Consider the following 20,896-nt stretch of genomic DNA (forward strand, 5'->3'; position numbering starts at 1 on the left):
GATGACAGATGGTGGGCCTTTGCATTTTTATCCGGCGCCGACGTAACGCCGACGCAACCCCGGCGATGCATCCTTTGCCCTTGCTCCGCAAGCCCAACCGTAGCCGCTGATTACATTTCGCGGCGTTAAGTTGCGGTCCAATTACCCGTCTGGTTTCCTATTCCTTCACCTTTTTCTTCAAAAATGAACCTTCGTTTCCTCTCCACATTGGGCCTGGCCCTGATGACTACGGTGAGCTTTGCCCAGCAAAAACCCGCTACCAAAGCCCCGGCCGCCAAAACCACCGCTCTAGCCACCCTGCCCAGCGGCACCAAGCTAGTCGAGAAAGTGACCAAGCAGCCCGGTCAGCTCGTCATTCCCTACGAGAAGTACGTGCTGCCCAACGGCCTGACGCTCATTGTGAGCGAGGACCATTCCGACCCGCTGGTGCACGTCGACGTGACCTACCATGTGGGCTCGGCGCGCGAGCAGATTGGGAAATCGGGCTTTGCGCACTTCTTCGAGCACATGATGTTCCAGGGGTCCGACCACGTGGGCGACCAGCAGCACTTTAAGCTGGTGACGGCCGCCGGCGGCAACCTCAACGGCAGCACCAACCAGGACCGCACCAACTACTTCGAAACCCTGCCTAGCAACCAGCTCGAAACCGGCCTCTGGCTGGAGGCCGACCGCATGGGCTTCCTGCTCGACGCGGTGAGCCAGAAGAAGTTCGAAATCCAGCGCTCAACCGTGAAAAACGAGCGAGGCCAGAACTACGACAACCGCCCCTACGGCCTGGCCAGCGAATACATCTCGAAGACGCTGTACCCGTACGGCCACCCCTACTCCTGGCTTACCATCGGCTACCTCGAAGACCTGGACCGTGCTGATTTGCAGGACCTCAAGAACTTCTTCCTGCGCTGGTACGGCCCCAACAACGCCACCCTGACCGTGGGCGGCGACGTGAAAACGGCCGAGGTGGTGAAGCTGGTGGAGAAGTATTTCGGCCCCATCAAGCGCGGCCCGTCGGTGGAGAAAACCAAGCTGCCCGCGCCCGTCCTGACGGCCGACCGCTACGTGAGCTACCAGGACAACGTGCGTTTCCCCATGCTGCAGGTGGTGTTCCCGACCGTGCCCCACGGCCACCCCGACGAGATGCCCCTCGATGCCCTGGCCCAGATTATGGGCGGCGGCAAGAACTCGCTGCTCTACAAAAACCTGGTGAAGAACCAGAAAGCCGTGCAGGCGCAGTCTTACCAGCTGAACTCGGAGCTGGGCGGCTTCTTCGATTTGATTGCCCTGCCCTTCCCCGGCAAGACGCTGGACAGCACGGAGGTAATTGTGCGCAATACGCTGAAAGAGTTTGAGAAGCGCGGCGTGACCGATGCCGACGTGCAGGAGTTTAAGGCCCAGACCGAGGCCCAGACCGTGAGCGGGCTGGCCAGCGTGCAGGGCAAGGTGAGCCAGCTGGCCGCCAACCAGACCTTCTTCGGCAACCCGAACTACATCACCGTCGAAACCAAGCGCCTGCAGAGCCTGACCAAGGCAGACATTCAGCGCGTGTACGACAAGTACATCAAAGGCAAGCACGCCGTGATTCTGAGCGTATTGCCCAAGTCCGGCAGCGTGGCCGCTGCCAAGCCCGACAATTACACCATCGACAAGTCGGGCTACAAAGCCCCTGACTACGGCTACGAAGGCCTGAAATACATCAAGGCCACCGACACCTTCGACCGCAACAAACAGCCCGCTTCCGGCGCCAACCCGGTGGTGAAAGTGCCGGCCCTGTACCAGGAAACGCTGCCCAACGGCCTGAAAATCGTGGGCACGAAAAACACGGAAATCCCCTCCGTGACCATGCGCCTGAGCATTCGCGGCGGCCACCGCCTGGAGCAGACCATGCCCGGCAAAGCCGGCATCGCGGAGCTGACCGCCAGCATGGTAAACGAAGGCTCGGAGAAATACACCGGCGAGCAGCTGTCGGCCGCGCTCGATAAGCTGGGCTCGGACATCTCGGTGTATGCCGGCGACAACGAAACCACCGTGTACGTGCAGAGCCTCACCAAGAACCTGCCCGCCACCATGGCCCTGCTGGAGCAGCGCCTGCTGCACCCGCGCTTCGACGCGCAGGACTTTGAGCGCCTGAAAAAGCAGCAGCTGGAGAAAATTGCCAACTTCGCCAATCAGCCTTCGGTGATTGCCGACCTGACGTATAACCGCCTGATTTACGGCACGAACAACATTGCCGGCACGGCCGTGGCCGGCACCACGGCCTCGGTGAGCAGCCTCACGCTCGATGACGTGAAGAACTTCTACAACACCTACTACGCGCCCAACGTGAGCTACCTCGTGGTGGTGGGCGACGTGGACCAGGCCACCCTCGACGCCAAAACCGGGTTCCTGAAAAGCTGGGCCCGAAAAGACGTGACCGTTCCGACCGACGTAGCCGGCGTGCAGCCCGAAAAGACCACCATCTACTTCGTGAACAAGCCGGGCGCGGCGCAGTCCGAAATCCGGGTGGGCTACCTGCCCAACCTGCCCTACGACGCCACCGGGCCCTACTACCGCGCCTACCTGGCCAACTACCTGCTCGGCGGCGCCTTCAACTCGCGCATCAACCTGAACCTGCGCGAGAACAAGGGCTACACCTACGGCGCCCGCTCGGGCTTCGGCGGCACGCGCTACGCGGGGCCATTCACCGCCCAGGCCGGCGTGCGCGCCGATGCCACGGCGCCCTCGGTGAAGGAATTCATGAGCGAAATCACCAACTACCCCAACGGTATCTCGGATGAGGAGCTGGCCTTCGTGCAGTCGTCGGTAGGCCAGAGCGACGCCCTGAAGTACGAAACCGGCCAGCAGAAAGCCGGCTTCCTGGCCCGTCTGGTGGAGTACAACCTCGACCCGAGCTACGTGAACCAACAGACTGACATCCTGAAAAACCTGAAGAAGGAGGATGTGCAGGCTTCGGCCAAGCAGTACCTGCCCGCCGACAAGATGTACATCGTGGTGGTGGGCGACGACAAGCAGCTGCCCGCCCTGCAGGCCCTCGGCTACCCGGTGGTGCAGCTGGACATGGAAGGCAAGCCCGCTCCCGAAGCCATGGTAAAGATGCCCACGCCCACCCCAATGGCCAAGCCCGCCGAAGGCGCGGAAAAAGTGAAGCAGAAGGTGAAGGATGAAGACGGCAAGCTGAAGTCGAAAATGAAGCCGGGCAAGTCGTAGGCCCACCCGGCACGGTGACGTGCCACCGAACGCCCTGCCGAGCGAAGTTGAAGCGGCTCTACTGTGCAGCTAATCCTAACTAGTGGATTACTACTGCGGTAGCGCTGCTTCGACCTTGCCCGGCAGGGCGTTTGTGGTTTTGGGCCGGCGGCTTTCCATTTGCGGCGGCCGGTGCCTGAAAATCAAACCGGCCTGAGATACAAGCTGCGAGCAAGCGCCGGATAAAGCGTAGCTTTCGGCGCGTCGCGTTATCTTCACCCAAAATTTATTCGCCCGTGGCCTCTTCTCAACAGCTTGCGCAACTCGACCGCCTGGAGCGGCAGATTACCACCTTAGTGGCTGCCTATCAGCAATTGCGCGAGGAGCTGGCCGATGCCAACACCACCGTGCAGCAGCTGCGGGCCGATGTGCGCGAGAAAGACCGGCTGCTGAAAGAGCGCCAAAACCAAGAAAATATTGTTAAACTTGTACACACCATAGCTGGGGAACCCACCCACGCCAACGAACTTAAACTGCGCCTCAACGAATACATCCGCGAACTGGACAAGTGTCTTGCCTATTTGAGAGACTAAACCGAACGACCCTCACCCCCCAAAGCCTAATTATCGCCGTATGAGCGAACTAGCCATCAAAATTCGTATTGCTGACCGGGACTATCCCATGCGCGTTGACGTGCAGGACGAGGAACGGCTGCGCTTGGCCGGGCGAATGCTGAGCGACAGACTGCGCGAATTCAGAGAAGGCTACGGCATTCAGGACAAGCAGGACTTGCTGGCCATGGTTGCGTTGGCCACCATGGCCGACCAATTGAAAGTGAGCAAGGAAAAGGATGGCACCGATGCGGCGCTAACCGAACGGCTGGCTCGTTTCGACGAGCTACTATCCGGCGTAGTGCTGGCAAGTTGAGTAGATAGATATAAGTAACAAGTAGCCAGACAACGTGCTACTTAGCCAGATGGAGAGCTTCGGCTCTTAGTTCCTGCTACTTACCTCTTGCTACTCACTCGCCGCACGCACACAATCTCGTTGGCCCGGCTGGGCGGCGCGGCAATCGGCCGCCTCCGTCTGGCCCGGGCATCTTCGTTCTACCTGGTTATGGTTTTTTCACCCATCCAAAAACCATAATTACATGTCACCCATCATATTATATTGTATACTCACTGCGGTGGTCGCCCTTGTGGCGGGCTTCGTGGTTGGTAAACAGCTGGCCGGCAAAGCCCGGCTCGACCATGAGGGCGAGGCCCAGGCCCGCGCTCAGCAAATCCTCCGCGACGCGGAGGAAAAAGGCAACCGCCTTCGCGACGAGAAAATCAAGCAGGCCGACGAGCGGCTGGAGCAGAGCAAGAACAAGTTCAAGACCCTGCGCAATGAGTTCGACCACGAAAGCCGCCGCCTGAAAACCGAGCTCGAAAACGAGCTGACCCAGCGCCGCCAGGGCGTGGTGGAGCAGGAACAAAGCATCAAGCTACTCACCGAAACCACGCAGCGTCAGCTCGAGCAGCTGCAGAAAAAGGAAGCCGACCTGGAGCGCCAGCGCGAGAAAAACCAGGCCGACACGCAGCAGCTCCGCGACAAGCTCGAAGCCCAGGCCGAGAAGCGCCGCCTCGACCACGAGGAAGCCATGGCCGAGCTGGAAGCCAAGCAGCACGAAGCCGATGAGCAGCTGCACAGCGTGCAGCGCCAACTCGAAACCATTGCCAACCTGACCGCCGCCGAAGCCCGCGAGCAATTGGTAGAAAGCCTGAAAAACGAGGCCCAGATTCAGGCCAGCTCTTACGTGAAGGACACCGTGGCCCAGGCCAAGCTGACGGCCACCAAGGACGCCAAGAAAATTGTGCTGGAAACTATCCAGCGCACTGCCTCGGAGCACGCTATTGAGAACTGCGTGTCGATTTTCAACATTGAAAGCGACGACGTGAAGGGCAAAATCATCGGCCGCGAGGGCCGCAACATCCGGGCGCTGGAAGCCGCCACGGGCGTTGAAATCATCGTGGACGACACGCCGGAGGCCATTATCATCTCGGGCTTCGACCCGGTGCGGCGCGAAATTGCCCGCCTCTCCCTGCACTTGCTGGTGAAGGACGGCCGCATTCACCCGGCCCGCGTGGAGGAGATTGTGGCCAAAACCCGCAAGAACATCGAGGAGGAAATTGTCGAAATCGGCGAGAAAACCATCATCGACCTCGGCATTCACGGCCTGCACCCCGAGCTGATTAAGATGGTGGGGCGGATGCGTTTCCGCTCCAGCTATGGCCAGAACCTGCTGCAGCACAGCCGCGAAGTAGCCAACCTCTGTGCCACCATGGCGGCCGAAATGGGCCTCGACGTGAAGAAAGCCAAGCGCGCCGGCCTGCTCCACGACATCGGCAAGGTGAGCACCGAGGAGCCCGAGCTGCCCCACGCCATTCTGGGCATGGAGATGGCTAAGAAATGGAAAGAGCATCCCGACGTGGTAAACGCCATCGGCGCTCACCACGACGAGATTGAGATGACGGCCATGATTTCGCCGCTCGTGCAGGCCTGCGACGCCATTTCGGGCTCGCGCCCCGGCGCCCGCCGCGAGATGATGGAAAGCTACATCAAGCGCCTCAAGCAGCTGGAGGAAACGGCCAACGGCTTCAAGGGTGTGAACCAGTGCTTCGCCATTCAGGCCGGCCGCGAGCTGCGCGTGATGGTGGACGCCGAGAACGTGACCGACGAGCGCGCCGCCGAGCTCAGCTTCGAGATTTCGCAGAAAATCGAGAAGGAGATGCAGTACCCCGGCCAGATTAAAATCACCGTCATCCGGGAGATGCGCGCCGTGGCGTATGCGAAGTAACATCCTGCACGCGCATTAGCGCGGGCACCTCGAAGCAACCAAAAGCAGCCTTCGCGACTCTTGTTGCGGAGGCTGCTTTTTTGCTGCCTTCGGGCTCCTTTCCACTGATTCCTTCCCCCCTGCCTGTGATGAGAAAACCGCTACTTTTTGTGCTGGGCTGCGTTATCGGTCAGGTCCTGGCGGGCTGCGTGGTGTATATGCCCATGCAGTGCGCTGCCCCGCAGATTACCGATAAGCAGCAGGGCGAAATTACTGGCAGCACCTACTTCAACGGCCGGGTGGAAATAGCGGGCACCTACTCGCCGGTGCGGCACCTGCTGGTGCGCGCCTCCTACAGCACGCTTGGCAACGATTCGAAGGACAGCACCTACTACCGTGGGCACCAGTATGACGTCGGGCTGGGTACCTACTGGCGGGTGGGCGACCAATGGCTGGTGGGCGGGCTGGCCGGCGTGGGGCAGGCGCACAGCGCGGCGGCGTTCAACAGGCCGGGAATTATTTTCCCCTCCACGCACTACGAATACGACGCCCGGTACAACAAGGTATTCGGCGAGCTGTATGGCACTTACCAGGCCAGCAGGGCGGTGTCCTTCGGGGCGGCTTATCGGGTAACGCAGGTGAGCTTTACGTCGCTGACCAACCAAGCCGTCCCCATCGACCTCAGCCAAATGACCCGCAGCGAGCCCATGTTTTACTTTCGGGTGCGGCTGGGCGATGGCCCCACCGAGAGCCGCCCGGTGCAGTTGCAGGCGGCCTGGGGCACCTCGGCCACGTTCGGATACGATGCCAACGACCCCGGTACCACGTATTCGTCGGGCGTGCGCGACCTGAAGCAGAGCCGGGGCTATACCACCCTCGGCATTACGTTGTTTCCACACTGCCTGTTCAAAAAGGCACCGGTCGCTCCCGAGTCGCATTGATGGCGTAGCCCGGCCATCCCTTTTCCGCATCCGATGCTGGAGTTCACCGCCGTAATTTCACGCCGATGAAAACCCGCCTGACCGCCGGCCTGGCCCAGTTGCTGGCCGCCGCAAGCCTTGTCGCCTGCGTCACCCAGAAAAATCCCTACGCCGCCACCAACAAGTCGTACAAAGCGCAGGCGAAAGCCTACGCCAAGTCGCTGCGCATCACCCCCGTACCAAACCCCGGCGGCGACAGCCTGATGGCCGGCAAATACTGGGTGGGCACCACCAACTTCAACCTGCGCAAGCCCAACTACGTGGTCATTCACCACACGGCGCAGGACTCCACGGCCCAGACGCTCAAGACGTTTACGATGGTCAGCACGCAGGTCAGTGCCCATTATGTGATTGGGCGCGATGGCCGGGTGTACCACATGCTGAACGACTACCTGCGGGCCTGGCACGGCGGCGTGGCCCGCTGGGGCAATACCACCGACATCAACTCCTCGTCCATTGGCATTGAGCTGGATAATAATGGAAAAGAACCATTTAGCGAGCCGCAGATTGCCAGCCTGCTGCAGGTGCTGGGCAGCCTGAAAAAGACCTACGGCATTCCGGCGGCCAACTTCATCGGCCACGCCGACATTGCCCCCACCCGCAAAAACGACCCCAGCGCCCTGTTTCCGTGGAAGCGGCTGGCGGGCGCGGGCTTCGGCCTGTGGTACGATGCCGGGCCGCTGCCCAGCCCCTTCGGGCCCGATAGCGCGGTGACCCTGGCCGGCCGCCTGCTGGCCCCGCGCCCGCTGGAAAGCGACGAAACCCCACCCGCCGAAGCGCAAACGGACACCACGCTGATTGACCGTCAATTAGCCCGCCTCAACGGTCCGATAACGGTGTTCAGTCAGCGCGATGCCTTGCGCATTATCGGCTACGACACCAGGGATTTGCCGGCGGCTATCCGGGCGTTCAAGCTTCACTTCATTCAGCAGAATGTGAGCGGGCCGCTCTCCGAGGCCGACAACCGGATTCTGTATAATCTGTATAAGAAGTGCCTATAACCGCCTGCGGGCGGCTATATTTAGCCAAATTGAGGAGGGCGCTGCGGCAATAGCGGCGCTGGCCGGGGGTTTACTATTATTCTATGTTAGAAGTATCCAAGCGCGGGCAGGCCATGCCCGTTTCGCCTTTCCGTAAGCTGCTGCCTTTTGCCGAAGCCGCCCGTCAACAGGGCAAAATCGTTTACCCCCTCAACATTGGCCAGCCCGACGTGCTGACGCCGCCCGAGATGCTGGCCGCCGTGCGCAACGCCGACGTGAAAGTGCTGGGCTACGCGCCCGGCGCGGGCACCGAGAGCTACCGCCGCAAGCTGGAAGCCTACTACCAGCGCGCCGGCATCCCGGCCCGCTTCAAGGACATTATGGTGACCACGGCGGGCAGCGAGGCCATTCTCTTCGCCATGCTCACCTGCCTCAACCCCGGCGATGAGGTGATTGTGGCCGAGCCCTTTTACGGCACCTACACCGCCTTTGCCATTGCAGCCGGCGTCAGCATTGTGGCCGTCACGGCACACATTGAGGACGGCTTTGCCCTGCCGCCGCTGGCTGACTTTGAGGCGGTTATCACCGCCCGCACCCGCGCCATTCTCATCTGCAACCCCAGCAACCCCACGGGCTACGTGTACACGCAGGCTGAGCTGGAAGCACTGTTGGGCCTGTGCAAAAAGCACGACTTGTACCTCCTTTCCGATGAGGCTTACCGCGAATACTGCTACGACGGCGCCCGCGCCACCAGCGCCCTGAGCCTGACCGGCGGCGAAAAGCACGTGGTGATGCTCGACACGATTTCGAAGCGCTACAGCGCCTGCGGGGCGCGGGTGGGCGCCCTCGTCACGCGCAATCCGGACGTGTGGCAGGCGGCCTTCCACTTCGGGCAGATGCGCATCTGTCCGCCGGTGCTGGAAATGGTGGCCGCCGAAGCCGCCGCCGAGCTGCCGGCTTCCTACTTCGACGGCACCCGCGCCGAATACCAGGCCCGGCGCGACCTCACGGTGGCGGCCCTGCGGGCCATGCCGGGCGTGGTGTGCCCGGTGCCGGGCGGGGCCTTTTACGTGGTGGCCCGCCTGCCCGTGGACGATGCCCAGAAATTCGGCCAATGGCTGCTCGAAGAGTTTACGCTTGATAACCAGACGCTGATGCTCTCGCCCGCCAATGGCTTCTACCAGACGCCGGGCCGGGGGCAGCAGGAAGTGCGCCTGGCCTACGTCATCAACCGCACCGATTTGGCGGCGGCGCTCAACTGCCTGGCTCACGCGCTGCGCGAGTACCCCGGCCGCGTAGAACCTGTGGCCGCCACCGCCGTAGAAGCCGCCACGGCCCTCACCGTCTGACAACCCTATCCCCCGTCGCTGCTATGCCCGAAGCCATTGCCCCCGCCGTCGAAGTACCCATCAAGGATTACCGTGGCACGCTGCGGTTCTGGCACTGGGCCAACGCGCTGCTGATTAGCCTGCAACTGATGACCATTCTATTTCAGAAGGTGATTGTCAAGTCCAAGTCGGCCGTGACGGAGCTGCAGTCGTCGGCTTCGGGCAAAGAGGTTTCGGTGCCGCAGGCGCGTGAGCTGGCCCACATCATCAGCGAGCGTATCTGGGCCTGGCACATCTATTTCGGCTGGACGCTGGTGGCGCTGTGGGTATTCCGGCTGGGCCTGCAGCTCACGGGGCCTTCAGAGCTGCGCTTCTCGGCCCGGCTGATGGAAATTCTGCGCCGCTACCGCCTCGCGCCGCCCGCCGGCAAGAGCGAGGCCGGCAAGATTCTGTTTGCCAAAACTACCTACGCGCTGTTTTACCTCTTCATCACCATCATGGTGGCCACCGGGCTGATTCTAATTTTCGAGGACGTGTCCTGGCTGAAAGGCATTCACCACCTGGCCGAGGAAACCCACAACGTAACCATGTTCCTGATTATCGGCTTCATCCTGCTGCACGTGGTAGGCGTGGTATGGGCCGAGATGAAAGAGGACCACGGCCTGATTTCGCGCATGGTGGGCGGGGAAGCACCGAATATCCGGAAGGCGTAATCATCTGCCGTCAATCTCACCCCCTTGCCCCCGAAAAATGCTTGAAGCGCATTTCCAAAAAAGAGGAGGCACCGGAAACGCTTCATCCAGAAACACTCAACAAAAAAGCCCGCAAATGCGGGCTTTTTTGTTGAGTGTTTAATCGTTGCAGCCGGGCCGGTGCCCCTAGGGGGTGCGGTGAACGTGAGGCTACTGGCCGCTGCCCACGGGCTTCTGCTCCAGCTTCTGCAGGGGGCTGGCCGAGGCTTTGGGCTGCAGCTGCATGGGGTTGGGCAGGGCCTGCTGCTGCTGCTGGAACAGCTCGAAGCGCGAGGCGGCGGGCTGGCGCGGAAAGGCGTTGTTGCTCAAATCCGTGTCGGCCGTTTGCTGGAAGGGGTCGAGGACGAAGCTGATGACGGGCTTCTTGGTCACGATGACTTTGGTGACGTACTCGTTGTTTTTGCGCCAGATTTCGGCCGGAATGGTCTGGATTTCCTGCGTGTTGTCGGCGTAAGTCATTTGCAGCACCACGGGCATTACCAAGCCGCCCACGTTGTGCAGGCTCAGCTCGTAGAAGTTCTGCGAGTCGCCGAGGCGTTGCTTTTGCGCCTCCGTGAGGTTGCTCATCAGGGCGGCGTAGCGCTGCTGGTCGGCGGGCGTCACGGCCAGCGGGTTGTAGTCGTTGTAGAAGTCCTTCAGTTCAGGCTTTTCTTCCACCAGCGTTTGCTTGATGTCCTGGGCGTTGCGCTGGGCCGTGATGGACTGCGGCGCGGCAGCTTTCTGCTGCTGCAGACGGGCATTCTCTATCTGCGGGTTGCGGGTGCTGGCGCTGTAGCTCTTCACCGATTCGAGGGCCAGGTCGGTGTGGTCGGTGGTGTAGAACCAGCCGCGCCAGAACCAGTCGAGGTCCACGGCCGAGGCGTCTTCCATGGTCCGGAAGAAGTCGGCGGGCGTGGGGTGCTTGTAAGCCCAGCGGGTGGCGTAGGTCTTGAAGGCGTAGTCGAACAGCTCGCGGCCCATCACCGTTTCGCGCAGGATGTTGAGGGCCGTGGCGGGCTTGCCGTAGGCGTTGTTGCCGAACTGCAGGGCCGACTCCGAGTTAATCATAATCGGGGTTTGCAGGCTCTTGTCGGTGGCCATGTAGGCCGCAATGTTGCGCGGCTCGCCCCGGCGGCTGGGGTAGTTGCGCTCCCACTCCTGCTCGGTCAGAAACTGCACGAAGGAGTTCAGGCCCTCGTCCATCCAGGTCCACTGCCGCTCGTCGGAGTTGATAATCATGGGGAAGAAGTTGTGGCCCACTTCGTGAATAATCACCGAAATCATCCCGTATTTCCGCTCCGGCGAGTAGGTGCCGTCCTTCTCCGGCCGCCCGCCATTGAAGCACAGCATCGGGTATTCCATGCCGCCCACCGGGCCGTGCACCGAGATGGCCACCGGGTAGGCGTAGGGAATGGTGAACTTGGAGTAGGTCTTGATGGTGTGGGCCACCACCTGCGTCGAGTACTGGCCCCAGAGCGGGTTGCCCTCCTTGGGGTAGTAGCTCATGCACATCACGGGCTTGCCGTTCTGCATCACGCCCATGGCATCCCAGATGAACTTGCGCGAGCTGGCCCAGGCGAAGTCGCGCACGTTTTTGGCCACGTAGGTCCAGGTTTTGGTGCCGGTGGCGCGGCTGCTCTCGTTCTTCACGGCCTCGTCCTGGCTCACGATGAGCACGGGCTTCTTGGCGGTTTTGGCCTGCTCGAAGCGCTTCTGCTGGGTGGCGCTGAGGACCTGGGCGGCGTTCTGGAGCGTGCCGGTGGCGCCCACAATGTGGTCACTGGGCGCGGTGATGCTCACCTTGTAGTCGCCGAAGGGCAGCGTAAACTCGCCGCTGCCCAGGAATTGCTTGTGCTGCCAGCCCTGGTTGTCGGAATACACGGCCATGCGCGGGTAGAACTGCGCGATTTCGTAGAGGTAGTTCTTGTCCTCCGGGAAAAACTCGTAGCCGCTGCGCTCGCTGATTTTCAGCTGGTCGTTGATGTTGTAGTGCCACTTCACGTTGAAGGCGAAGACCTGGCCGGGCCGCAGCGGCACCGGCAAATCCACGCGCATCATGGTGTGGTTGGTCACCGTTTTCAGGGCCTTGCCGTCCTTGCCGGTCACGCTCTCGATTTTGAAGCCGCCGTCGAAGTCTGACAGCAGGCCTTCCACCGCCTGGAAAGACATTTTATCCTGCAGCTGGCCCACCTGCGTGGCCGTCGTCATCGAGTTTTTGTCCAGAATGTTCTGGTCGAGCTGCACCCAGAGGTAAGGCAGCGTATCGGGCGAGCGGTTGGTGTAGGTGATGGTTTCGCGGCCCGAGATGGCCTGCTTGGCATCATCGAGGGTGACTTTGATGTCGTAGTCGGCGCGCTGCTGCCAGTATTCCGGGCCGGGCGCGCCGCTGGCGGTGCGGTAGCTGTTGGGCGTGGGCAGCATCGTTTCGAGCTGCGCGAACTTGTCGGTGCCGGAGTTGGTGGTTTGGGCGTTGGCGGCCGGCTGGCCCGCTGCCGCCAGCACCAGCCCGGCGAATAAAAGACGACGCATAGAGAAAGCGTTAGTGAGAAATCAGAAGAAGCAGAAGCTGGGAAAGTCGCTAAAGTTACGGCAAGGTTGCGAAGAGGCTGGTGAAACAGAACGTCATGCCTCGGCTACGCTCGGCATGACGTTCCCTGTAAACCCGACGGCCCTCCTCCCCTACGGCCACAGCTGCTGCATGAGCAGCACCGTGGCAATGCCCAGGGCCGCGCCGCTGGTGGTCAGCAGCCAGTCGCGCCGGGCCACGCGCAGGCTGCCCAGCAGCACCGCGCCGGCCAGCAAAATGACCGTCACGATGAGAATTTGCCCCAGCTCCACCCCAACGTTGAAGGCCAGCAGCTCCTGCACCGGCCGGCTGTTCGGCCCCAGCAATGCCCGCAGGTAGTTGGAAAATCCCAACCCGTGAATGAGGCCAAAGCCGAGCGCCAACGCATTGGGCGCCGCCGCCAGCACGGGCGTGCGCCGCGTGAACACGCGGCTGGCCCCGCGCATATTCACCAAGGCCGTGACCATAATGGTAACCGGAATCAGCGCCTCGATGATGGCCGGCCGAAACGCCACCACGCCCAGCGTGGCCAGCGCCAGCGTGAGCGAGTGCCCGATGGTGAAGCTGGTGACCAGCGCCAGCACGCGCCGCCAGTCGCTCAGCACGTAGGGGGCGCACAGCGCCAGCAGAAACGTGAGGTGGTCGGCCGCGCGCGGCGTGCAGATGTGCAGGAAGCCGAGCTGCAGGTAAGTGACAAAAACAGACATCTGGAAGAGGCTACCCGCCGGGTATAGCGGGAAAGCACACGAAGGTCGGGGCTCCGGCGAAAACACTCGGTAAGCCACACATTGGGGCTGCTATGAACCGATGCGACGAGGAAAGGAATTCGAAGCGGTGCGAAACTATAATTGTGTCATCACGGGACTTTACACAGCCCTGGCCAAGTCAAAACATCATGCCTTAATTTATTAATCAACAGTGATATACAACTTAGCACCAAACCCATAAAAAGGATTTTACAGCATACACCCCGCTATTTGGCAGGCCGCAATCAGGCCTCTTACTTCGCCTCATCAATCACCCACATTCACACCCCACTTGCCATGCTACGCCACGCCCTTTTTCTGCTGCTGCTCGCCGGCCCCGTGTCGGCCCAATCGGTTACTGCTACCTCGGGTTCGGCCGATTCTGTTCGGGCTGCCGCTCCCGCCCGCTACACCTCCGCCGATACGGTGCGGGCCATCCACCGCATCTATACCAAGCACCGGCGCGTGGGCAATTTCCTCACCTTCGGAGCCCTCACCGCCAACATTGCCCTGGCTGGCATCTCGGCCGCCGCCGAAGGCTCGCCCAAAAGCTCCGGCGGGGGCTATGGCTGGGGCGGCGGCGGCATCCAACTCGGCTTTGGCGGCTATGCCGTGATTTATGGCATTATCGCCGCACCGGTTATGGGCGTGGGCATCCAGCAGCTTATCGCCTTTGGCCCCAAACACGAGGCCAGGGTGATTGCGCGATACGAAGCAACGGGCCAGTTACCCGCTAAAATCCGCTGGCGCCTGCGGAAAAACCTGCGCTAGTTCCTCCAATTGGTGCGCCTCAACCGACGCCTGGCTAGCAGAATAGCTCGCACACACTCAGGCGCCAAGCCTGTGCCGCAGGGACTGGAAACTGTGAAAAAGTCCGGCTAACTTGCCGGACTTTTTGCTCTACCCAACTTTTTATGCTGCACCGCTACCTGCTGGCTTTCCTGCTTTTCCTCGCCCTGGGCACGGCCCACGCCCAAACGCCCGCACCAGCCGCCGTGGGCTGGGTGCCCTTCACCCTCACCCGGCAGGATACAGCCCGCGCCGTGCACGAGCTGTTCAAGAGCCGGCGCGGCGGCGGGTTTGGCTGGCTCGCGTTTGGCGGGGCGGGTATGGCCGCATCCATCATTCCGGCCCAGCAAAGCACCAGTGCCGGCGTCTGGACGCCGGGCGTGGTCATTGGCTCGGGGCTGGTGCTGCTGGGCACCAAGAAGCTGCTGCAATTTGGCTGGGGGCGCGAGCGCCGCGTGCTGCGCGACCTGGCCGCCACCGGGCACCTGCCGGCCAGCATCCGGCGGCGGCTGCGGGGCAGCTTCACGCCCCTGCACAGCACCTCATCGGCCGATAATCCACTTATGGCCAGGGGCGTGGCCCCGGCAGATGCCCCGCCGCCCGTCATCTCACCGGCACAGCAGCAGGCCGATGCCCGCCAAGATACCCTCGATGCCATCCAGGGCTATTTCAACGCCAAGCGGCTGGGCGGGCAGCTGCCCTTGCTGCTGGCCCTGCCCGGCCTGCGCCTGATGACCGGCGCCACCACAACGAGTACTTCCTCCTCGCCCTACGGGCAAACCCAGAGCAGCGACCCGCCCGCCGGCCAGGTGGCGGCCGGCCTGCTGCTGGCGGCCGGAGGCGTGACCTATATGTTCGTGCACAACGCGCCCTATTCCAACGCCAGGTTTCGCACTCTGCGCGACAATTACCTGGCCGGCAGCCCGCTGCCGCCCTCGCTCCGTACCCGGCTCAAGCCCCAGCACCTCACGGCCGGCCGCAAATACCGCGAGCGCATGGAGCGCAAAGCCGCCCGCCGCCGCTAAGCCGCCCTTTTTTTGCTGCCTCGGGCCGCAAGCTCGCCCAAAGCATTGGCGCACAATTTAGTAACACCCTCAATTTCACCCTCTTTACGCAGGCCACCTACCCGGCCTGTGTGTTATCATGAAGAAACAATTATTCGTTTTAGGCCTGATGCTAAGCACGGGCATTCACTCGTATGCCCAGCAGTCGGCATCCACAGGCGCCGCGCTGCACGCCGATACCGTGCAGGCGGTTCACCGGATGTTTGGCAAGCACCGCACCGGCGGCATTGTCTGGACAATTATTGGCGCTGCTTTTGCCGGGCGCATTGCGGGCGCTTCGGCTGGCGGCTCGGGCAATGGCAGCGGCACGGTGGTAGGCATTGTTGCTTTGGGCGGCATCCCGGCGGGCATTGGCGTTGGCAAACTGGTGCGGTTCAGCGCTGGCCGCGAAGACGCAGCCATTAGTGCCTACGAGCAGGGCAAAGCGCTGCCTCACTACGTACAGCGCCGTTTGAAAAAAGCAAAATATTTCAGGGATTAGCTTTTCTGATAAATAATAGGAAAGCCCCGTCAGCAGTTACTGACGGGGCTTTTTGATGCATGTGTACCGCCGCCGTGGCTGCCGCGGCGGGGGTGGCGGGAGTTTCTAAAAATCGTCCTGCCGCAGCATATTTCAAAAAGTTGGTCCGATATTGAACCTTTCCTTCTCAAACGCTGTAAGGTCCGTTACGATGACGCAATAGGCGTTGTCAACGGTCTGCGTGTCGTCACGCGTTTCGTCTTGGTGGATTGCGGTAAGCGCTAAATGGCCCTTGTTGAAACCCCTGGTTGTTGTTGCATTCTGGTTAGGCTTGCACTTCTTCTTCGCTGAAGTTGGCAAGTTCGTTTTAGAGCACACCTGGGAACTCATCAAACCATTAACAATTATCATCATGCATAAAATCAGTCACTTAACATCGTTGGATTTCTCGAGCATTTACCTGGCGGAGTCGTAATGTCTAGCTCGGGAAGTTTAGAAACATGTGATAAACGACACCGGGGCAGAGAGGTAAAACCCTCTGCTCCGCCTCAATAACAAAAGCCCCCGCTTTAACCAGCGGGGGCTTTTGTCTTTATTAGCATTAACGGATGCTTATTTCAGTTCTTCTAAAGCCTAAGTGTGTCCATCTTCTAAACACAAGAAAGCCCCGCCAGCACAACGCCAGCGGGGCTTTCCCATTCAAATCCGACGCAATAACTACACCGCTGGCATTTCCACGTTCTCAAACTTCACCGCGCCGTCTTCCAGCACGGCTTCTACCACGGCATCTTTCGAAACGCGGCCCGAGAGAATGTCTTTCGACAGCTCATTCAGAATCACGCGCTGCAACACGCGCTTCAAAGGGCGGGCGCCGAACTGCGGGTCGAAGCCGGATTCGCCCAGGTAGTCGAGCACTTCGTTCGTGGCCTCCAGTTGGATGCCGGCTTCGGCCAGGCGCTGCTGGATTTGCTTGAACTGGATGTCGACGATGCGGCGGATTTCCTTGCGCTTGAGGGGCTGGAACATCACGATTTCGTCGATGCGGTTTAGGAACTCGGGGCGCATGTGCTGCTTGAGGCGCTCCACCACTTCGTCGCGGGTGCGGTCGACGACCTCCTCGTGGTTGAACTCGTTGAGGTCCTTGAAGTTCTTCTGGATGATGTCGGCCCCGGTGTTCGAGGTCATGATGATGATGGTGTTCTTGAAGTTCGCCACCCGGCCTTTGTTGTCGGTGAGGCGGCCGTCGTCCAGCACTTGCAGCAGGATGTTGAACACGTCGGGGTGCGCTTTCTCGATTTCATCGAGCAGCACCACCGAGTAGGGCTTGCGGCGCACGGCCTCCGTGAGCTGGCCGCCTTCGTCGTAGCCCACGTAGCCGGGAGGCGCGCCGATGAGGCGCGAGGTGGCGTGGCGCTCCTGGTACTCGCTCATGTCGATGCGGACCATGGCGTTTTCGTCGTTGAACAGGTACTCGGCTAAGGCCTTGGCCAGCTCGGTTTTGCCCACGCCGGTGGTGCCCAGGAAAATGAACGAGCCGATGGGCCGCTTGGGGTCTTGCAGGCCGGCGCGGGAGCGGCGCACGGCATCGGAAATGGCCGCGATGGCTTCGGCTTGGCCGGCCACGCGCTTGCCCAGCTCGGCTTCGAGGTTGAGCAGCTTCTCGCGGTCCGATTGCAGCATTTTGCTCACCGGGATGCCCGTCCACTTGGCCACCACTTCGGCGATGGACTCGCTGGTCACTACTTCCTGGAGCATGGCGCCGCCGTCTTTGTTGGCGTTGGCTTCGTCCTGCAGGGCTTTCAGCTTGGCTTCGGCTTCCTGAATCTTGCCGTAGCGCAGCTCGGCCACGCGGGCGTAGTCGCCCTGGCGTTCGGCCTGCTCGGCTTCCAGCTTGAACTGCTCGATGGCTTCCTTCTGGGTTTGAATGCCGGTGAGGACGCCTTTTTCGCTTTCCCAGCGGGCTTTCAGGGTGTCGCGGCGGTCGTTCAGCTCGGCCAGTTCTTTGCTGAGGATGGCTTCGCGGTCGCGGTTGTCTTCGCGGCGGATGGCTTCGCGCTCGATTTCGAACTGCATGATGCGGCGCTGAATCTCATCCAGCTCCACGGGCATGGAATTCAGCTCGATGCGGAGCTTGGCGGCGGCCTCGTCCATGAGGTCGATGGCCTTGTCGGGCAGGAACCGGTCGGTGATGTAGCGGGCACTCAGCTCCACGGCCGCAATCACGGCGTCGTCGGTGATGCGCACGCCGTGGTGCAACTCGTACTTTTCCTTGATGCCACGCATGATGCTGATGGCGTCCTCAATGGTCGGCTCGTCCACCATCACGGCCTGGAAACGGCGTTCGAGGGCCTTGTCCTTCTCGATGTATTTCTGGTATTCCTTGAGCGTGGTGGCGCCGATGGCGTGCAGCTCGCCGCGCGCCAGGGCGGGCTTGAGCAGGTTGGCGGCGTCCATGGCGCCCTCGCCCCCGCCGCCGGCCCCGATGAGAGTGTGCATCTCGTCAATGAAGAGCACAATCTGGCCGTCGGAATCGGTCACTTCCTTGATGACGGCCTTGAGGCGCTCCTCAAACTCGCCCTTGTACTTGGCCCCGGCCACGAGCAGGCCCATGTCGAGGCTCATGATGACTTTGTCGCGCAGGTTTTCGGGCACGTCGCCGGCCACGATGCGCTGGGCCAGCCCCTCCACGATGGCGGTTTTGCCCACGCCGGGCTCGCCGAGCAGCACGGGGTTGTTTTTGGTGCGGCGCGAGAGGATTTGCAGCACGCGGCGGATTTCCTCGTCGCGGCCAATCACGGGGTCCATCTTGCCGGCGCGCACCTGCTCGTTGAGGTTGCGGGCGTAGCGGTTCAGGCTCTGGTACTGGTCTTCGGCGCTCTGGCTGGTGACTTTGCGCCCGCCGCGCAGCTCCTTAATGGCGGCCTTCAAGTCCTTGTCGTTGAAGCCGGTGTCTTTGAGCAGCGTGGCCACGGCGTCCTTGCCGCCGAGGATGCCCAGCAGCAGGTGCTCGACGGACACGAACTCGTCGCCCATGTCCTTCATGGCCGTGTTGGCGCGCTGCACGGCGGCGGCCGCGTCGTTGGCGAAGTAGGGCGAGCCGCCGCTCACCTTGGGGTAGGCGGCCACCAGGGCATCGAGGCGCGGCGTGAGGATGTTGAGGTTGGCGCCCAGCTTGTTGGCCAGAAACGAGAAGACGCTTTCGTCGCTCTGGAAGAGGCCCTTCAGCAAATGGCCCGTTTCGACGGCCTGCTGCTGGTTGCCCCCGGCTATTTCGGTGGCCTTCTGCACGGCCTCCTGTGCCTTGATGGTGAAGTTTTTAAAGTCCATGTTGGTTAGTTTCTGGGTAGGAACTTCGGGTTAGGAAGTTTGTACGAAGGGACTAGCAAACGGGGTGCGAGAGTGGTTTTTCGGACTTTTTGGCGGGGATTCTATTTTCTAAACCCTAGAAACAAGACAACATTACAGTCACTTCTGTCTTATCTAACCTCCTTTCTCATTCAACACTTGTTGAAGTCAATTGAAAGATATGTTGACTTTATATTTTGAACTTAGGTATTTGAAAAAAGCATTACTTATCCTCTTACCTAACTCAGCAAATTCATTGGTATCCATATTAAATGGAGCAGAAGAAAACGTTGTTCCAACTATTTTACCCCATCTCTCATAAAATGGAAGCATCGTACTATCATACACATTTTTTGTGTAATGATAGTATGTCATTGACAGAAAGTATGTTTCAACTAGCAAGTAATTATTTATGCCATCCTCCAACTTCAAAGGCTCAAATTGTCCTTCCTTAAACATTTGAACCAGAGTTCGTTTCACCTCGCGCCCACCTCTCTGCATCATAGCCAGAACTACTGCCCTAAGATGTTCACAGTCATCTCCTCTACCACCTCTTAAGCCTTCCGCCGCAATCGCAAGCCTAATTCCAAATTCTGTAAGCAATTGCATATCGACATAATTACTGAGTTCGATTTGCATTATATTCATTGTATTAGACAATAAATATGCCTCTCTACTTGTAAAAGCAGGCGTTGAATTATTTGCGTTAGAAATAAACGCATCGTAGATACTCTTGAACTCATCTAATGCTTCGGTTCTAAAACCAGAGTCAAGATTATCCAGAGCATTATTGATTGATACATTTAAGTTCATGAGAAAATTAATTAAGTTTGAGAAGCAAATCAAAAAAAACAGCAAGAAATAATTAATTATTTCTTGCTTTGATATTATCTAAAATCTTTTCAACCTGCTTCTGCAATGACCAGTAGTACTCCTGTGTATCGTCATTAGTAACATCGTCTTTCCATGAACCGTTGATGCCTTCTTCTATAAATTTCAAATCTTTCCGAAAGTCTTGCAACGCCGCCGTCTCATTATTAAATGTATCTAACCTGAATCCTTTAGCCAAAATAGCTTCGTCATTTTCTTTTTTCATATTCAACACCGCATCTAACAAATTGTCAATGCCCTTTTGCGATTGCAAATGTTTGATAAATTCCTTGGTTAGAATTCTCAGTTCCATGTCTTTTTCAAAAATTCAGTAAGCTGGTGCTCACTGGTGGGAGGTTATTTTCTCTGGTTCAGTTCAGCAAGCTACACAGAAGCTCCCGTTTCTTTAGCGGCGGGGGCGGCGGGCGGGGGGTGGTTGGGGCGGCCGTGGGGTAGAAGCTGGGGTATCGTGCCAGCGGCGGGGACAGTGGGCGGGGGCGTTATTTATCCCCGTAGTGGAAGCGGCAGGCAGCAATGCACAATCCGTCCTCGGAGGCTTTGTAAACCAAACGGTGCTCATGATTTATACGCCGCGACCAGTAGCCGCGCAGGTCGCCATTCAGCGCTTCGGGTTTGCCCGTGCCCGCAAAAGGGGTGCGCTGGCATTCCTTTGGTAGCGTGTTGATTTTGCGGAGAATGGCGCGGTCAGTTTCCTGCCAATACAGGTATTGCTCCCAAGCGGCCTCATCCCAAATCAGCTTCATGCGTCGATGAGGTCGTGTTGCACGCCTTTACCACTCTCCAAGCGCTCAATGGCATCCCGCAAGGCTTTCGCGTTGGCGGGGTTGCTCAACAGGTACTCCGTTTCGTCCTGCGGCTTGGCTTTCGTGCGGGCCGGGGTGGCTTTCACAAACGGCAGGCTTTGCAGCAACTCCATCATGAAGGCCGCTTTGCTATCAGGAATTTCCAGCGTGATTTTCATACTATTCAAAACTACAAAGATTCCGCTTAGTTCCTGATGCCTGCTTGCCGCTACATA

Annotated in this window: 18 protein-coding genes; 11 read left to right on the forward strand and 7 right to left on the reverse strand. The window is 59.9% G+C overall.

What is annotated here, in order from left to right:
- Nucleotides 1–183: 183 nt before the first annotated feature.
- From ACYVHT_RS09215 to ACYVHT_RS09250, 8 genes are all read left to right on the forward strand, one after another.
- Nucleotides 184–3,201, forward strand: coding sequence for a M16 family metallopeptidase (locus ACYVHT_RS09215; protein ID WP_460550299.1), 3,018 nt, complete (start codon nt 184–186; stop codon nt 3,199–3,201).
- A 275-nt stretch (nt 3,202–3,476) separates the two neighbouring features.
- A complete protein-coding gene (locus tag ACYVHT_RS09220; RefSeq protein ID WP_342296880.1) occupies nt 3,477–3,773 on the forward strand; it encodes a hypothetical protein in 297 nt (98 codons plus the stop codon).
- Nucleotides 3,774–3,813: 40 nt separating this feature from the next.
- Complete coding sequence (locus ACYVHT_RS09225) at nt 3,814–4,107, forward strand: cell division protein ZapA (RefSeq protein WP_460550301.1); 294 nt, start codon at nt 3,814–3,816, stop codon at nt 4,105–4,107.
- 259 nt (nt 4,108–4,366) lie between these two features.
- Entirely contained in the window at nt 4,367–6,019 is a 1,653-nt protein-coding gene (rny, locus tag ACYVHT_RS09230) for a ribonuclease Y (RefSeq protein WP_460550303.1), read from the forward strand.
- Between the two features lie 128 nt (nt 6,020–6,147).
- Nucleotides 6,148–6,939 carry a hypothetical protein gene (locus ACYVHT_RS09235; protein WP_460550305.1) on the forward strand — a complete coding sequence of 264 codons (792 nt, stop codon included), beginning with the start codon at nt 6,148–6,150 and terminating at the stop codon, nt 6,937–6,939.
- A gap of 65 nt (nt 6,940–7,004) precedes the next feature.
- The gene (locus ACYVHT_RS09240) at nt 7,005–7,979 is read left to right on the forward strand and encodes an N-acetylmuramoyl-L-alanine amidase (protein WP_460550306.1); all 975 of its coding nucleotides are present in this window, start codon (nt 7,005–7,007) and stop codon (nt 7,977–7,979) included.
- Between the two features lie 83 nt (nt 7,980–8,062).
- Nucleotides 8,063–9,307, forward strand: a complete 1,245-nt coding sequence (locus ACYVHT_RS09245; RefSeq protein ID WP_460550308.1) for a pyridoxal phosphate-dependent aminotransferase — start codon at nt 8,063–8,065, stop codon at nt 9,305–9,307.
- A 23-nt stretch (nt 9,308–9,330) separates the two neighbouring features.
- Nucleotides 9,331–9,999: a cytochrome b/b6 domain-containing protein gene (locus ACYVHT_RS09250; protein ID WP_460550310.1), complete on the forward strand. Its 669-nt coding sequence runs from the start codon at nt 9,331–9,333 to the stop codon at nt 9,997–9,999.
- A gap of 189 nt (nt 10,000–10,188) precedes the next feature.
- On the opposite strand, the gene ACYVHT_RS09255 is transcribed toward ACYVHT_RS09250, so the two are convergent.
- Together ACYVHT_RS09255 and ACYVHT_RS09260 are read right to left on the reverse strand one after the other, a co-directional pair.
- A complete protein-coding gene (locus tag ACYVHT_RS09255) occupies nt 10,189–12,546 on the reverse strand; it encodes a M1 family metallopeptidase (protein ID WP_460550312.1) in 2,358 nt (785 codons plus the stop codon).
- A gap of 150 nt (nt 12,547–12,696) precedes the next feature.
- Nucleotides 12,697–13,290: a HupE/UreJ family protein gene (locus tag ACYVHT_RS09260; RefSeq protein ID WP_460550314.1), complete on the reverse strand. Its 594-nt coding sequence runs from the start codon at nt 13,288–13,290 to the stop codon at nt 12,697–12,699.
- A gap of 336 nt (nt 13,291–13,626) precedes the next feature.
- Here ACYVHT_RS09260 and ACYVHT_RS09265 point away from each other — a divergent pair, with 336 nt between their 5' ends.
- The 3 genes from ACYVHT_RS09265 to ACYVHT_RS09275 all read left to right on the forward strand — a co-directional run bounded on the left by ACYVHT_RS09265 (nt 13,627) and on the right by ACYVHT_RS09275 (nt 15,663).
- On the forward strand, nt 13,627–14,100 hold the full coding sequence (locus tag ACYVHT_RS09265) for a hypothetical protein (RefSeq protein ID WP_460550315.1): 474 nt from the start codon (nt 13,627–13,629) through the stop codon (nt 14,098–14,100).
- A 143-nt stretch (nt 14,101–14,243) separates the two neighbouring features.
- Nucleotides 14,244–15,143, forward strand: a complete 900-nt coding sequence (locus tag ACYVHT_RS09270) for a hypothetical protein (RefSeq protein WP_460550317.1) — start codon at nt 14,244–14,246, stop codon at nt 15,141–15,143.
- A gap of 118 nt (nt 15,144–15,261) precedes the next feature.
- Nucleotides 15,262–15,663 carry a hypothetical protein gene (locus ACYVHT_RS09275; RefSeq protein ID WP_460550319.1) on the forward strand — a complete coding sequence of 134 codons (402 nt, stop codon included), beginning with the start codon at nt 15,262–15,264 and terminating at the stop codon, nt 15,661–15,663.
- Nucleotides 15,664–16,359: 696 nt separating this feature from the next.
- On the opposite strand, the gene clpB is transcribed toward ACYVHT_RS09275, so the two are convergent.
- The 5 genes from clpB to ACYVHT_RS09300 all read right to left on the reverse strand — a co-directional run bounded on the left by clpB (nt 16,360) and on the right by ACYVHT_RS09300 (nt 20,839).
- Complete coding sequence (gene clpB / locus ACYVHT_RS09280) at nt 16,360–18,969, reverse strand: ATP-dependent Clp protease ATP-binding subunit (RefSeq protein WP_460550321.1); 2,610 nt, start codon at nt 18,967–18,969, stop codon at nt 16,360–16,362.
- A gap of 186 nt (nt 18,970–19,155) precedes the next feature.
- Nucleotides 19,156–19,800 carry a hypothetical protein gene (locus ACYVHT_RS09285; RefSeq protein WP_460550323.1) on the reverse strand — a complete coding sequence of 215 codons (645 nt, stop codon included), beginning with the start codon at nt 19,798–19,800 and terminating at the stop codon, nt 19,156–19,158.
- A 52-nt stretch (nt 19,801–19,852) separates the two neighbouring features.
- Nucleotides 19,853–20,170 carry a hypothetical protein gene (locus ACYVHT_RS09290; RefSeq protein WP_460550325.1) on the reverse strand — a complete coding sequence of 106 codons (318 nt, stop codon included), beginning with the start codon at nt 20,168–20,170 and terminating at the stop codon, nt 19,853–19,855.
- A gap of 187 nt (nt 20,171–20,357) precedes the next feature.
- A complete protein-coding gene (locus ACYVHT_RS09295) occupies nt 20,358–20,621 on the reverse strand; it encodes a type II toxin-antitoxin system YoeB family toxin (RefSeq protein ID WP_460550327.1) in 264 nt (87 codons plus the stop codon).
- Nucleotides 20,618–20,839: a type II toxin-antitoxin system Phd/YefM family antitoxin gene (locus tag ACYVHT_RS09300; protein ID WP_460550329.1), complete on the reverse strand. Its 222-nt coding sequence runs from the start codon at nt 20,837–20,839 to the stop codon at nt 20,618–20,620. The genes ACYVHT_RS09295 and ACYVHT_RS09300 overlap by 4 nt, the downstream gene beginning before the upstream one ends.
- Nucleotides 20,840–20,896 lie beyond the last annotated feature (57 nt).

It is taken from the genome of Hymenobacter daeguensis, assembly GCF_054780555.1.